The organism is Xanthomonas sp. WHRI 7945 (assembly GCF_035026585.1).
Map to the genome: position 1 here is coordinate 23,096 of NZ_JAYIQP010000007.1, position 12,680 is coordinate 35,775.

Annotated in this window: 14 protein-coding genes; 10 read left to right on the forward strand and 4 right to left on the reverse strand. The window is 72.3% G+C overall.

Annotation, left to right across the window (positions count from 1 at the left end; genetic code table 11):
- The first annotated feature begins 43 nt into the window (after nucleotides 1–43).
- From VDQ83_RS07565 to VDQ83_RS07595, 7 genes are read left to right on the forward strand one after another with little or no spacing between them, the layout of a single operon-like run.
- The gene (locus VDQ83_RS07565) at nucleotides 44–1,798 is read left to right on the forward strand and encodes a bifunctional alpha/beta hydrolase/class I SAM-dependent methyltransferase (protein ID WP_455434433.1); all 1,755 of its coding nucleotides are present in this window, start codon (nucleotides 44–46) and stop codon (nucleotides 1,796–1,798) included.
- Nucleotides 1,795–3,132 carry a phosphatase PAP2/dual specificity phosphatase family protein gene (locus tag VDQ83_RS07570; RefSeq protein ID WP_455434434.1) on the forward strand — a complete coding sequence of 446 codons (1,338 nt, stop codon included), beginning with the start codon at nucleotides 1,795–1,797 and terminating at the stop codon, nucleotides 3,130–3,132. Before VDQ83_RS07565 ends, VDQ83_RS07570 begins: the two co-directional genes overlap by 4 nt.
- On the forward strand, nucleotides 3,129–3,563 hold the full coding sequence (locus VDQ83_RS07575) for a hypothetical protein (protein WP_455434435.1): 435 nt from the start codon (nucleotides 3,129–3,131) through the stop codon (nucleotides 3,561–3,563). The genes VDQ83_RS07570 and VDQ83_RS07575 overlap by 4 nt, the downstream gene beginning before the upstream one ends.
- 13 nt (nucleotides 3,564–3,576) lie before the next feature.
- Nucleotides 3,577–5,067: a TIGR04222 domain-containing membrane protein gene (locus VDQ83_RS07580; protein WP_455434436.1), complete on the forward strand. Its 1,491-nt coding sequence runs from the start codon at nucleotides 3,577–3,579 to the stop codon at nucleotides 5,065–5,067.
- Complete coding sequence (locus VDQ83_RS07585) at nucleotides 5,067–5,720, forward strand: CDP-alcohol phosphatidyltransferase family protein (RefSeq protein WP_455434437.1); 654 nt, start codon at nucleotides 5,067–5,069, stop codon at nucleotides 5,718–5,720. The genes VDQ83_RS07580 and VDQ83_RS07585 overlap by 1 nt, the downstream gene beginning before the upstream one ends.
- Entirely contained in the window at nucleotides 5,717–6,349 is a 633-nt protein-coding gene (locus VDQ83_RS07590; protein ID WP_455434438.1) for a lysophospholipid acyltransferase family protein, read from the forward strand. Before VDQ83_RS07585 ends, VDQ83_RS07590 begins: the two co-directional genes overlap by 4 nt.
- The gene (locus VDQ83_RS07595; protein ID WP_263396939.1) at nucleotides 6,346–7,320 is read left to right on the forward strand and encodes a phosphatidate cytidylyltransferase; all 975 of its coding nucleotides are present in this window, start codon (nucleotides 6,346–6,348) and stop codon (nucleotides 7,318–7,320) included. Before VDQ83_RS07590 ends, VDQ83_RS07595 begins: the two co-directional genes overlap by 4 nt.
- A gap of 318 nt (nucleotides 7,321–7,638) precedes the next feature.
- Here the strand turns inward: VDQ83_RS07595 and fis are convergent, their stop codons facing one another.
- The 3 genes from fis to VDQ83_RS07610 form a co-directional block, all read right to left on the reverse strand.
- Complete coding sequence (fis, locus tag VDQ83_RS07600) at nucleotides 7,639–7,911, reverse strand: DNA-binding transcriptional regulator Fis (protein ID WP_003471008.1); 273 nt, start codon at nucleotides 7,909–7,911, stop codon at nucleotides 7,639–7,641.
- A 115-nt stretch (nucleotides 7,912–8,026) separates the two neighbouring features.
- A complete protein-coding gene (locus tag VDQ83_RS07605; RefSeq protein ID WP_455434439.1) occupies nucleotides 8,027–8,527 on the reverse strand; it encodes a DUF3426 domain-containing protein in 501 nt (166 codons plus the stop codon).
- 614 nt (nucleotides 8,528–9,141) lie between these two features.
- Nucleotides 9,142–9,510 (reverse strand): helix-turn-helix transcriptional regulator, encoded by a 369-nt coding sequence (locus tag VDQ83_RS07610; protein ID WP_263396941.1) that lies wholly within the window; start codon nucleotides 9,508–9,510, stop codon nucleotides 9,142–9,144.
- 161 nt (nucleotides 9,511–9,671) lie between these two features.
- Here VDQ83_RS07610 and VDQ83_RS07615 point away from each other — a divergent pair, with 161 nt between their 5' ends.
- Entirely contained in the window at nucleotides 9,672–10,157 is a 486-nt protein-coding gene (locus VDQ83_RS07615; protein WP_455434440.1) for a hypothetical protein, read from the forward strand.
- Nucleotides 10,158–10,200: 43 nt separating this feature from the next.
- Here VDQ83_RS07615 and prmA read toward each other — a convergent pair whose 3' ends face one another.
- Nucleotides 10,201–11,121 carry a 50S ribosomal protein L11 methyltransferase gene (prmA, locus tag VDQ83_RS07620; protein ID WP_455434441.1) on the reverse strand — a complete coding sequence of 307 codons (921 nt, stop codon included), beginning with the start codon at nucleotides 11,119–11,121 and terminating at the stop codon, nucleotides 10,201–10,203.
- Between the two features lie 194 nt (nucleotides 11,122–11,315).
- Here prmA and VDQ83_RS07625 point away from each other — a divergent pair, with 194 nt between their 5' ends.
- Nucleotides 11,316–12,245, forward strand: a complete 930-nt coding sequence (locus VDQ83_RS07625) for a hypothetical protein (protein WP_455434442.1) — start codon at nucleotides 11,316–11,318, stop codon at nucleotides 12,243–12,245.
- Nucleotides 12,242–12,595: a hypothetical protein gene (locus VDQ83_RS07630; RefSeq protein ID WP_263396945.1), complete on the forward strand. Its 354-nt coding sequence runs from the start codon at nucleotides 12,242–12,244 to the stop codon at nucleotides 12,593–12,595. Before VDQ83_RS07625 ends, VDQ83_RS07630 begins: the two co-directional genes overlap by 4 nt.
- Nucleotides 12,596–12,680 lie beyond the last annotated feature (85 nt).

Below are 12,680 nucleotides of genomic sequence, written 5' to 3' on the forward strand. Positions count from 1 at the left end.
CACTCACGGCAACAGCGGTACCACGACAGGGAATCGGCAACGGATGCGGCAGGTCAGCGAAAGCGAGTTTTGCAGTTTCGACGGAACACGGTTGTTCTACCGGCACTGGCCGGCCACGGCGCCAGCGGCGCAACCGCGCGCGGTGGTGCTGTTGCATCGCGGCCACGAGCATTCGGGGCGGGTGCTGCACCTGGCCGACGAACTGGGCCTGGACGACTGCGCGATGTTCGCCTGGGATGCGCGCGGCAACGGCCGCTCGCCCGGCGTGCGCGGCGATGCGCCCGGCTTCCCGGCGCTGGTGCGCGACCTGGACAGCTTCATCGCCCACATCGGCGCCACGCACGGCATCGCGGTGCAGGACATCGTGGTGATCGCGCAGAGCGTGGGCGCGGTGATCGCCAGCACCTGGGTGCACGACTACGCGCCGCCGCTGCGCGCGCTGGTACTGGCCTCGCCGGCGTTCAAGGTCAAGCTGTACGTGCCGTTCGCGCGGCCCGGGCTCGCCTTGATGCACAAGCTGCGCGGCAATTTCTTCGTCAACAGCTACGTCAAGCCGCAGTGGCTGACCCACGACCCGGCGCGCGTGGCCAGCTACCGCGACGATCCGCTGATCACCCGGCCGATCTCGGTGCGCGTGCTGCTGGGCGTGTACGCCGCGGCCGACCGCGTGGTCGGCGATGCGCAGGCGATCACCGTGCCGGTGCAGTTGCTGGTGTCCGGCGACGATTTCGTCGTGCACCGCGGCCCGCAGGACCGCTTCTACGAGCGGCTGTCCTCGCCGGTGAAGGAGCGCCACCTGCTGCCGGGGTTCTTCCACGACACCCTGGGCGAGCGCGACCGCGCGCCGGCGCTGGCGCAGATCCGCCGCTTCGTGCGCGAGCGCTTCGCCGAGGCGCCGGCGCTGCCCAGCCTGCTGCAGGCGCACCGGCGCGGGCCGACCTTCGAGGAATCCGAGCGGCTGTCCTGGCCGCCGGAAAAATACAGCCTGCAGGACCTGCGCTGGCGCTTCGTGCGCGCCAACCTGCGCTTCGGCGGCACCCTGTCCGAAGGCGTCGCGCTGGGCCTGCAGACCGGCTTCGATTCCGGCAGCACGCTGGACTACGTGTATCGCGACCGCGCCATCGGCAAGGGTCCGCTGGGTCGCTTCATCGACCGCAACTATCTCGATGCGATCGGCTGGCGCGGCATCCGTGTGCGCCGCACCCACCTGCACGAACTGCTGCGCCTGGCCATGCAGCGCCTGCGCGCGGCCGGCGCGCCGGTGCGCGTGCTCGACATCGCCGCCGGCCACGGCCGCTACGTGCTGGAGGCGCTGGCCGGCGCCGAGCAGCGTGCCGATGCGATCGCGCTGCGCGATTTCAGCGCGTTGAACGTGGAGCGCGGGCGCGCGCTGATCGCCGAGCTCGGCGCCGCCGACATCGCCCGATTCGAGCAGGGCGACGCCTTCGACCGCGACGCGCTGGCGGCCCTGCAGCCGCGGCCGACGCTGGCGGTGGTATCGGGCCTGTACGAACTGTTTCCCGACAACGACCAGGTGCTGCGCTCGCTGCAGGGCGTGGCCGCCGCGGTCGAGCCGGGCGGCTATCTCGCCTACACCGGCCAGCCCTGGCATCCGCAGCTGGAGTTCATCGCCCGCGCGCTGACCAGCCACCGCGGCGGCGCGGCCTGGGTGATGCGCCGCCGTACCCAGCAGGAGATGGACGAGCTGGTGCGCGCGGCCGGGTTCCGCAAGCTCGAGCAACGCATCGACGAATGGGGCATCTTCACCGTGTCGCTGGCGCAGCGGATCGCGCCGTGAGCGAAGCGGCACCGCGGCCGTGGCGGCGGGCGCTGGGATGGCTGGCGCTGCTGGGGCCGTTCTTCTTCCTCAGCTACGGCCTGGCCAACACGCTGGCCGAGCGGCGCGCGGGCGTGCCGTCGCTGCCGTTCGCGTGGGAAACGCAGATCCCGTTCTGGCCGTGGACGATCGTGCCGTACTGGTCGATCGACCTGTTCTACGTGGCCTCGTTCTTCGTCTGCCGCACCCGCGCCGAACTGGACACCCACGCCAAGCGGTTGCTGACCGCGCAACTGCTGGCGGTGGGCTGTTTCCTGCTGTGGCCGCTGCGCTTCAGCTTCGAACGGCCGCCCAGCGAGGGCGTGTTCGGCTGGCTGTTCGCGGTGCTGCTCGGGTTCGACAAGCCGTTCAACCAGGCGCCGTCGCTGCACATCGTGCTGCTGGTGGTGCTGTGGGTGCGCTATGCGCAGCATCTGCACGGCCTGGCGCGCGGCGTGCTGCACGCCTGGTTCGCGCTGATCGGCATCTCGGTGCTGACCACCTACCAGCACCATTTCCTGGACATTCCCACCGGCCTGGCCGCGGGCTGGTTGTGCGTATGGCTGTGGCCGCAGCGCATCGCGCCGCCGTGGAGCGCGCTGGCACTGGCGCGCGATCCAGCGCGCTGGCGCCTGGCCGCCGCCTACCTGGCCGGCAGCGCTGCCTGCGTCGCGCTGGCCTGGGCGATCGGCGGCGCGGGCTGGTGGCTGTTGTGGCCTGCGCTGTCGCTGCTGCTGGTCGCGCTCGACTACGCGCTGCTCGGCGCGCTCGGCCTGCAGAAGCGCACCGACGGCCGCCTCAGCCTGGCCGCGCGCTGGCTGTACGCGCCGTACCTGGCCGCGGCCTGGCTCAACTCGCGCGCCTGGACCCGGCGCGATCCGGCGCCGCGCGAAATCGCCGACGGCGTCTGGCTGGGACGCGTGCCCGGTCGCGGCCAGCGCGCGGCCTTCGCCGCGGTGGTCGACGTCAGCGCCGAACTGTCGCTGCGCGATGTCGGTGCGCACGATCGCACGGTGCCGATGCTGGACCTGGTCGCGCCACCCGCCGATGCCTTGCGCGCCGCCGCCGCCGCGATCGAGGCCGCACGCCACCACGGCCCGGTGCTGGTGTGCTGCGCGCTGGGCTATTCGCGCAGCGCCGCCGCGGTCGCCACCTGGCTGCTGCACAGCGGGCGCGCCGCGGAACTGGATGACGCGCTCGCGCTGCTGCGCGCGCGCGCATCGCGGGTCGTGCTGGGTCCCGCGCAGCGCGACGCCATCGCCGCCGCATGCGCCGCGCCGGCCGCAGCGCTGCAGGCCTTGGAGCAGCCGGCATGAGCACGCGGTTGCAGCTGCGCACGATGGCCGCGCTGCTGCGGCAGGCGGCGCCGCTGGATCGGCTGTCGCTGACGCTGCTCGCCGTCGCCTTGTTGCTGGGCGCGTGGTACGCCAATGCCGGCGCAGCGCTGGCAATGGCGCTGTGCCTGCTCAGCGTGCTGGCCGGGTTGCTGCAACGGTACTGGGCCGCGCGCGTCGGCCTGGACGTGGCGCTGCTCGACGCGGTGCTGGCCGAAGCCGATCCCGACCAGGCCGGCGCCGATCTGGACGCCGCGCTGCACCGGCTCGGCCTGCTGCGGCAGTTGCCACCGCCGCGCGACTGGTCGGCACGCTGGCGCGGCATGCGTGGCTTGCTGCTGCGGCAGGTCGCATGCCTGGCGCTGCAACTGCCGGCGCTGCTGGCGGCGCCGATCGCGGCGCAGTTCGCATGACGGAGCGCAGACCATGACCGCATCCGCCGATCCGGCGCCGCTTTCCCATGCCGATGCCGCGCAACAGGCATTGTGGCAGCGCCTGCAGGCCTACCGTTTCGGTGAGGACGACGACGCGTTGCCGGTGTTCGTGCGCCGCGTGGCCAAGGAAGCCAAGGTCTCCCTGGCCGAAGCCGCGCAGGCGGTGGAGGAATACCGGCGCTTCTGCTTCCTGGCCTGCAGCAGCGCCGACGCCGAAGTCACGCCCAGCACGCTGATCGACCAGGTCTGGCATACCCACCTCACCGACACCCACGAATACTGGCAGCGGTTCTGCCCGGACGTGCTGCAGACCACGCTGCACCACCGACCTGGGCGGGGCGACGCCGCCGACGCCGACCGCCACGCGCTGCAGTACCGGACCACCTTGGCGCGCTACCGCCACCATTTCGGCGAACCGCCGGCGGCATGCTGGCCGGCGCCGGGCGATGCCACAGCGCCGCAACCGTGGCTGCGCAGCGATGTCCCGGCGCGGCGTTGGCCGATGCCAAGCGAGGGCGGCAAAGCGCTGTGGCTGTGGTTGCTGGCGACGCTGCTGCTGGGCGGGTGGCTGAGTTCGATCAACACCGCCGCCTCGCCGCTGCACTGGCGCGGCGGTTCGTTCCTGCTGCTGTTCCTGGCGGCGATCGGGCTGGCCTGCGCATTGGCCGCACGGCTGCGGCGCGCGGTGCGCGGCCTCGGCCAGCAGCGCGCGGTCCGGCAGGTGGACAACGCCGAACTGGCGTTCCTGGCCGGCGGCAGCGAGCGCGTGGCGGACATGCAACTGGCCTTGCTGATGGCGTGCGACGCAGTGCAACTGGCGCCGTCGAGTCTGCGTGGCAGCCACCGCGACGCGGCCCAGCTGCAGGTCACGGACGCTGCAGTGCCGGCGGCGCTGCAGCGCGCCCTGCTGCTGGTGCGCGCCAACCCGAAATTGCCGCTGGCGCTGCAGGCATTGCGCGACGATGCGTCGCCGCTGCGCAAGGCGTTGATCGGCAAGCGCCTGCTGCTCGGCCGCGGGCAAGCCTGGTGCGCGCGTCTGCTCGGCGCCGCGCCGCTGCTGGCGCTGTGGATCGCCGGTGCGCTGAAGATCGACATCGGCCTGCAGTTGCAGCGCCCGGTCGGCTTCCTGGTCGCGGCGATGGTGCTGGTGACGATGCTCGCGCTCGGCTTCCTGTTGACGCCGCCGCGGCGCAGCGTCGCCGGCGAGTGCTTGCTCGCCGAGCGCGACAAGGCATGGCGCGCAGGCGCCGGATCGGCGCCCGCGCCGCAGGCGTTGCACCTGGCGTCGCCCTTGGCTCTGGCCGGAACCGGCGTGCTGCTGGGGACCCCATGGGCGGACTACCACGCGTTGCGCACGCCGATCGTCGCCAGCAGTGGCAACGGTGGCGGCAGCAGCTGCACCAGCGGCAGCAGCGGCGGCGATGGAGGCGGCGGCAGCAGTTGCAGCAGCGGTTGCGGCGGCTGCGGCGGAGGAGGCGACTGATGGCACGACCGAGCATGCGCGAACGCTGCGCGCAGTGGCGCGCACGCCTGGCTACGGCGCTGCGCGCGCGCGGCGCCACGCCGAACGGCCTGTCCTGGACCGCGACCGGCTTCGCCGCGTTGGCGGCGCTGATGTTCGCGCTGGCCTGGCGCGAGCCGCCGCGCGACGCGGCCGGCTTGCTGCTGCTGGCCGCGCTCGCCCTGCAGGGGCGGCTGCTGTGCAACCGCTTGGACGGGCTGATGGCGCGGCAGGCGCAGATGATCGGCCGCGCCGGCGAGGTCTACAACGAGGCGCCGGATCGGCTCTCCGATGTGCTGGTATGCCTGGGCGTGGGCTACGGCCTGCAGCACGTGCTGAGCTGGGGCGCCGAGCTGGGCTGGGCGGCGGCCTTGCTGTGCGTGGGCACCGCCTACGTGCGCATGCTCGGCCTGGCCTGCGGCGTGCGCGAGCCGGTGCAGGGGCCGATGGCGCGGGTGCAGCGCATGCACTGGCTGTCGCTGGCGGCGTTGTTGGCGGCCGCCGCGCTGCTGCTGCAGCGTAGTGCCATCGCCGAAATCTTCCTGGTCCTGACCCTGGCGCTGCTGATCGGCGGCGCCGCGTTGACCATCGTGATCCGCCTGCGCGCCATCGTGCGCGAACTGGAGTGGAAATGATCGAACGTCTGATCGCCCGCGGCTGCAGCGCCGCGATCCGCACCCTGACCGGCGCGCGTGCGTTCTGGCGCGGCTGCATGCCGTCCAGCGAGCGCCGCGTGTACTACGGCAACCACGCCAGCCACGGCGACTTCGTGCTGATCTGGTCGTCGCTGCCGGCGTCGCTGCGGCGCGAGGTGCGGCCGGTGGCCGCGGCCGACTACTGGCAACGCGACGCGCTGCGCCGCTATCTGATCCACGCGGTGTTCAACGGCGTGCTGATCGAGCGCGAGGCCGCGCAGCGCACCCGCGATCCGATCGACTGCCTGTGCGAAGCGGTCGACGGCGGCGGCTCGCTGATCCTGTTCCCGGAAGGCACCCGCAACACCGACGAAGGCGTGCTGCCGTTCAAGAGCGGCATCTACCACCTGGCGCGGAACCGGCCGGAACTGGAATTCGTGCCGGTGTGGATCGACAACCTGAAGCGGGTGATGCCCAAGGGCAAGTGGCTGCCGCTGCCGCTGCTGTGCACCACCACCTTCGGCGCGCCGCTGCGTCTGGACGCCGGCGAGGACAAGCAGGCGTTCCTGGAACGCACGCGCGCGGCGCTGCTGGCGCTGTCGCCGGAACAGATGGAGGCCGCGCGATGAACCCGATCGCCTTCAGCGACCACCTGCAGCAATCCTCGCTGCGCCAGCAGACCATCTGGCTGTTCCTCGGCATCGCCGCGGTGCTGCTGCTGGCCACGCTGATCTCCGAGACGCTGCGCTGGCGCGCGCGCGAACGCCCGACCGCGGTGCTGGACAACCTGGTCGCGCGGATCCGCGCATGGTGGGTGATGGCGGCGGTGGTGGCGCTGGCGTTCGTGTTCGGGCGCATCGGCGTGATCGTGCTGTTCGCGCTGGTGTCGCTGTTCGCGCTGCGCGAGTTCATCACCCTGGCGCCGACCCGGCGCGGCGATTACTACGCGTTGCTGGCCGCGTTCTACATCGTGCTGCCGTGGCAGTACTGGCTGGTGTGGAGCGGCTGGTACGGCCTGTACACGCTGCTGATCCCGGTCTACGCGTTCCTGGTGCTGCCGATCCTGGCCACCATCGGCGGCGACACCACGCGCTACCTGGAACGCACCGCCAAGGTGCAGTGGGGGCTGATGATCTGCGTGTTCTGCATCTCGCACGTGCCGGCGCTGCTGAACCTGGAGATCCCCGGCTACGAAGGCCGCAACCTGCTGTTGTTCGCGTTCCTGGTGATCGTGGTGCAGTCCTCCGACGTGCTGCAGTACGTGTGGGGCAAGCTGATCGGCAAGCACCTGATCGCGCCGAAGCTGTCGCCGTCCAAGACCGTGGAAGGTTTCGTCGGCGGCCTGCTGTCGGCGAGCCTGCTCGGCGCGGCGCTGTGGTGGATCACCCCGTTCTCGCCGCTGCAGGCGTTCGCGCTGGCGCTGGTGGCCAACCTGATGGGCTTCTTCGGCGGCCTGGTGATGTCGGCGATCAAGCGCGACCGCGGCATCAAGGACTGGGGCCACATGATCGAAGGCCACGGCGGCGTGCTCGACCGGCTGGACTCGGTGTGCTTCGCCGCGCCGGTGTTCTTTCACTTGATTCGGTATGGGTGGGTGTGAGTGGAACTCGGGACTCGGGACTCGGGACTCGGGACTCGGGACTCGGGACTCGGGATTTTCGCAAGTTCGCCGCATTTGCGCTGTTCTGTGGAAGGGGCTCCGACGCGTTGCCGGTAAGGCATCGGGGCTGAAGCCCCTCCTACAGAAAAGCGGCGCGCCGGAGCCGCAAAAAAAAAGGCCGCTTTTTCTTAAAAAGCGGCCTTTTTTGCATCAAATCGCTTGACGGGAATTTGCTCCGGCACAGCATCCTGCAGTCCCGAGTCCCGAGTCCCGAGTCCCGAGTCCCGAGTCCCGAGTCCCGAGTCCCGAGTCCCGGCCTCACGCCAACCCGTATTCCTTCAGCTTCTTGCGCAAGGTCGCGCGATGGATGCCGAGCATCGCCGCGGCGCGGCTCTGGTTGCCTTCGCAGTGGTTGAGCACTTCCACGAACAGCGGGATCTCCATCTCGCGCAGCACGATCTCGTACACGTCGTCGGCGTCGCAGCCATCGAGGTCGCGCAGGTAGCGGCGCACGGACTGCGCCACGTGTTCGCGCAGCGGCGGCTTCGGCGCGCCGCGACTGGAGTCAGGACGAGTGGTGGCAGCGTTCAAGTTCGACGGGTCCCCGGATGACGGCGGCGCCGGAGGGCTGGAGGGCCGGCGCGGGGGGACGAGTCTAGCGCGTGGCCTGCCCGGCTGCCATCGCGGATCGTGGTGCCACAGCGTTTCAGTGGAAGTCGAAGCTGAATGCCGCGGTCTCCGCCGCCGGTTCGCGCACTTGGAACGCCACCTGCGCGCTCTGCCCGGGCGCCAGCGTCGCCGCGTCGGGGCGGGTGCGGCCCAGGTACTCCTCCGGGCGCAGCACGCGGCTGCCGATGGTGCGGCCGTCGGCGTCGGCCAGCGACAGTTGCAGCAGCGGCCAGGCCTGCGCCCAGCGCGCGTCGTTGCGGAACGTGGCCTGGATCTGCAGCGTGCCGGCGCGGCCTGGCAGCGGCCGCACTTCGCGGCTGAGCATGGTGAACGCGCTCGGCTCGCGCCATGGCGGCAGGCTGCAGCGCAGCGCCTGGCACACGCCGGCCACCCAGGGCCGCCAGCGCGCGTCGGCGCCCAGCCGTTGCCGGTCGGCGATCAGGATCTGCAGCGCCAGCAGCAGGCCCAGCCCGGCCAGCGCGATCCATTGCCACCGCGCGGCGCGCAGCACCGGCCGGCGCGGCGCGCTGGGTTGCATGAAGCTGGGCGCGATGGGCGTCGTGGCGGAGGTGAGGGCCGGTTCTGGCGATGGCGTCGGCTCGAGTTCGGGGTCTTGCTCCAGGGCTGCGTCCACTTCGTAAGCCGATGCGCCGGCGCGCGACGCGCTCGACTCACCGGCCTCGGAAGCGGGCGGTGGCGGCGTGGACACCGCGGCGGCGAGCGATGCGTCCGTGTCCGCCTCAGTCCCCGCCTGGGGCACCAGCGCAGATGCGGACGGAGGTGCCGGCGCGGGTTCGGCGTGGGGCGCAGCGCCGGTACCGGTGCCGGGATCACCGCCTGCGCTGGCGGTCGCGCCCGGGTCCGCGTCCGCCGGCGCGGCGGCATCGGCCTGGTCCGGCGCAGGCCGATCGGGCTGGCGCAGCAGGGTCGCGAGGCTGGGGCGGGGCGGGGTGGGATCGGGCATGCGCGGGGACGACGGCGGCGGCAACGAGAGCGCTATTCAAGCACGCGCGGGAACGGGCTGCAGGGCCGGGCGGCGTTCCCGCGTCCTGTAGGAGCGGCTTCAGCCGCGACAGGCACTCCGCTCAGCTCCGTCTCGCGGCTGAAGCCGCTCCTACAAGGGCGCGCGGACGCGGCTTGGGTCTGTGCCGCTCAGCGCCGCTTCCGGCCGGCGCCGATCAGGTCCAGCAGGCCGGCGCGCTGGCGCGGGCTCAGGGTCTCGAAGCCGTCGAGCAGGCGCGCCTGCTGGTCGGACAGCTGCCGGTAGTGCGCGGCTTCCTCGGCCACGGACAGCGGTTCGCCGAACACGCGTTCGCCGCGGCCGGTGGCCAGGTATTCGAAGGTCAGCCCGCTGCGGCGGGCCAGTGCGATGAGGTGTTCCACCGCCGGCGCGGTGCCGTCGGCCATCTCCCACTGCGCCACGGCGCTGCGGGTCACCGCCAGGTCCAGCGCCAGCGCTTCCTGGGTGAGACCGGTCAGCTTGCGCGCCTCGCGCACCCGTTCGTACAGCTTGCTGCTCACGCTCACCTCCGCAGGGGAGGCGAGATATAGCCGCGTCGACTGGAGAAGTTGGTTCGTACGGCTTTCAATCGCCGCTTTGTTGTTGATACTGTCAACCGTGACGGGTGGGCGTGGTGAAGATGCGCGCCGCCCGCCAGGGATCGCCCAGACCGACCGCTGCCATGGACCAGGACGCGCCGATGCACATGCAGGATGCCCACCCGCGGGACGCCCGCCACCCCCGTTTCGCCCGCGCGCCGCTGTGCGCGCAGCGCCGCCCGCGGCCGCCGCCGGGGATCGGCGTGCGCCGCTACCGGATCTGGGCCGACGCCGGCGACGGCCGCCGCGCGGTCAGGCAGGGCTGGTCGTGGCAGGTGTTCGCGCTGCCGTATCCGCCCGCGCCGCCGGCGCGGCTGCCGGTGGCGCTATGGCTGCTGCCGCACGCCGCGGCCTGGATCGTCCTGGTGCAGGCGCTGGGCGCAGCGGCGGTGTTCGCCTTGGCACTGGAGCTGGCCTGGCGGCTGCCGCAGGCGTGGCGCGGCCATCGCTGGCACGAACGCCGCCTGCGCGCACAGGGCTGGCGGCCGCGTGCGCGGGTGCTGGCGATCCACGCCGAGGCGGCGCTGCTGACGGTGGCGATCCGCAGCCTGGCTGCAGGGCGGCGCTGAACGTACCGGCCCGCACGGCCAGGGCAACGGCGGCGTGCCGGCCTCAGCCGCGGCGCACGCCGTCGATGCGCATCCAGTCGCCGTCCTGTTCGCTGCGCAGCTGCTCGAACCACGGCGCGTAGCGCTGCAGCAGCTCCTGTTCCTGGCCGTGCAGGATGCCGGACAGGGCGATACGCCCGCCCGGCGCCACCCGTTCGGCCAGGGTCGGCGCCAGCGCGTCCAGCGCCGAGGCGAGGATGTTGGCGACCACCACCGGGTAGGTCGCCGGCGGTTCGTCGGCCGGCAGGTGCACGGCCAGGCGCGCGCCGACCGCGTTGCGCTCGGCGTTGTCGTGCGTGGCCAGCAGCGCCTGCGGGTCGTTGTCCACGCCCACCGCCGCGGCCGCGCCCAGCTTCAGCGCGGCCAGCGCCAGGATCCCGGAGCCGCAGCCGAAGTCGAGCACGCGCGCCTGCGCAAGGGCGCCGTCGGCGGCCAGGGCGTCGAGCCAGCGCAGGCACAGCGCGGTGGTCGGGTGGGTGCCGGAACCGAACGCCAGGCCCGGGTCCAGCCGCACCACGGCGGCCTCGGCGCCGCGCGCCTCCTCCGGCAGGTCGTGGTTCCACGGCACGATGAAGGTGCGCGCGCCGAAGCGCATCGGCTGGAACTGGTCCAGCCAGGCGCGTTCCCAGTCCTGGTCGTCGACCTTGCGGAACGTGGCCTGGGCCCAGTCCAGGCCCGGGTCGAACGCGTCCAGCGCGGCCAGCAGCAGCAACGCGTCCTGCTCGGCGGGAAACAGCGCGCTGAGCACCAGCGTGCCCCACAGCGGGGTCTCGCCGACGCCCGGTTCCAGGATCGCGCGCTCGTTGCTGGTGTCGGCCTCGGCGTCGAGCAGGGTGACCGCCAGCGCGCCGACGTCCTCCAGTGCGTTCTCGTAGCGGGGCTGGGTGGCGTCGGTGCAGCGCACAGTCAGTTCGAGGAACGGCATCGGTCGGGCACGAGGAGGAATGAGCGCGCATCTTAGACGACCGCCGCAGCGGCTCGGCTGCGGCGCCGCCCCACCCCGCGGCCGCTCCCGTATGTCGTGGGCCGCCATCGGCTGCGCTAGACTGCGACATTGCGCGGCCGCCGGTTCCAAGGGCTTGCCGCCATTGCCGCCTGTCGCCCTTATCGCCTCCGCGCATGCCCCTCGCCGTGTCCCGCAAAACCTGGCTGTTGCTGGCGCCCGCTGCGCTGCTGCTCGGCGTGGTCGCGTATCGCGCCGCGCTGCCGGTGGCCGCGCCGGCGCCGCCGGCCGCCGCCACGGCGATGGCGACGCCCGACGCCGTGGCGGTGCCGACCCAGGACCGCCGGCGGTCGACGTCGGTGCAGGCGCTGCCGCTCGACCGCCGCGCCGCGCTGGAGCGCAGTCCCGACCTGTACCGCTCGGCGCAGCAGCTGTCCGCCGCCGTGGCCCAGGGCGATGCCGACGCGTCCTGGCTGCTCAGCCGCATCTACGACTATTGCGCCGGCTATGCGATGGATCCGGCCGGCTTCGCCGCCGACACCCGCGCCATCGACGCGGCGCGGCTGCCGACCTCGGCACGCATGGTCGCCGCGCGCGCACGCGTCGGCAGCCGCTGCGCCGGCTTCGTGCCCGGCGACGGCCTGACCCGCCAGGCCATCGTCGCCCAGCGCGTGCAGGCCGCGCGCGGTGGCAACCTGGCTGCGGAGGCGGCGCTGCTAGCGCTGGGGCAGCCCCTGCAGCCCTCGGCCGACTACAAGCGCGACCTGGTCGAACGGGTCCGCGCCTCCGGCGATCCCGATGCGTACATGGCACTGGCGCCGGCGATGGGCCTGGCCGCCAGCGGCGACGACAGCCTGGACGAGCGCATCGCCGGCACCGCCTTCACCGAATTGGCCTGGCAGCTGGCGGCATGCCGGCTGGGGCTGGATTGTGGCCCGGACAGCGAGTTGATGACCCGCTATTGCGCCAACGGCGGGATCTGCGCGCAGGACCCGACCCAGGATTTCAGCAGTTTTGTTTTCGACGCCGCGGTGCCGCGGCAAGGCACGGACACGATGAACGACATGGTCAACCGTCTGGTAGGCAGGACAGGAGCAGGCTCATGAAATACCGGCAATGGCTGCACGGCGCCAAGTTCTGGTTCTGGGTGCTGGCCCTGGTCGCCTACTCGGCGGCGGCGGCCGGCTTGCTGCTGATCGACACCAGCGAGCAGCGCTATCGCGGCCTGTCCAAGGTCGAGCTGACCACCGCGCATGCCGCGCCCGACCTGCGCCGCGCCGGCGCCGCACAGGTCGCGGCGATCTACCGCGCGCGCAGCGGCATGCCGTTCTCCACGCTGCCGCCCGGCAGCACCTTCCAGATCGTCTGGCCGGACGGCTCGACCGAGACGGTGATGATCGTCAGCCCGACCTCGAGCCTGGGCGCCGAGCCGGTGCAGGGGACCCAGGCAAAGTAGCCGGGATTCGGGATTCGGGATTGGGGATTCGCAAAGGCGGGTCTCCGGTTCCGATCTGTTAGTGCTGCCTGACGTGCCAACGCTC

What these genes read in the sequence shown, in the direction of transcription:
- VDQ83_RS07565 (WP_455434433.1), top strand. Translation starts at nt 44, where the DNA reads ATGCGGCAGGTCAGCGAAAGCGAGTTTTGCAGTTTCGACGGAACACGG.
- VDQ83_RS07575 (WP_455434435.1), top strand. Translation starts at nt 3,129, where the DNA reads ATGAGCACGCGGTTGCAGCTGCGCACGATGGCCGCGCTGCTGCGGCAG.
- VDQ83_RS07580 (WP_455434436.1), top strand. Translation starts at nt 3,577, where the DNA reads ATGACCGCATCCGCCGATCCGGCGCCGCTTTCCCATGCCGATGCCGCG.
- VDQ83_RS07585 (WP_455434437.1), top strand. Translation starts at nt 5,067, where the DNA reads ATGGCACGACCGAGCATGCGCGAACGCTGCGCGCAGTGGCGCGCACGC.
- VDQ83_RS07590 (WP_455434438.1), top strand. Translation starts at nt 5,717, where the DNA reads ATGATCGAACGTCTGATCGCCCGCGGCTGCAGCGCCGCGATCCGCACC.
- VDQ83_RS07595 (WP_263396939.1), top strand. Translation starts at nt 6,346, where the DNA reads ATGAACCCGATCGCCTTCAGCGACCACCTGCAGCAATCCTCGCTGCGC.
- VDQ83_RS07605 (WP_455434439.1), bottom strand. Translation starts at nt 8,527, where the DNA reads ATGCAACCCAGCGCGCCGCGCCGGCCGGTGCTGCGCGCCGCGCGGTGG.
- VDQ83_RS07615 (WP_455434440.1), top strand. Translation starts at nt 9,672, where the DNA reads ATGGACCAGGACGCGCCGATGCACATGCAGGATGCCCACCCGCGGGAC.
- prmA (WP_455434441.1), bottom strand. Translation starts at nt 11,121, where the DNA reads ATGCCGTTCCTCGAACTGACTGTGCGCTGCACCGACGCCACCCAGCCC.
- VDQ83_RS07625 (WP_455434442.1), top strand. Translation starts at nt 11,316, where the DNA reads ATGCCCCTCGCCGTGTCCCGCAAAACCTGGCTGTTGCTGGCGCCCGCT.
- VDQ83_RS07630 (WP_263396945.1), top strand. Translation starts at nt 12,242, where the DNA reads ATGAAATACCGGCAATGGCTGCACGGCGCCAAGTTCTGGTTCTGGGTG.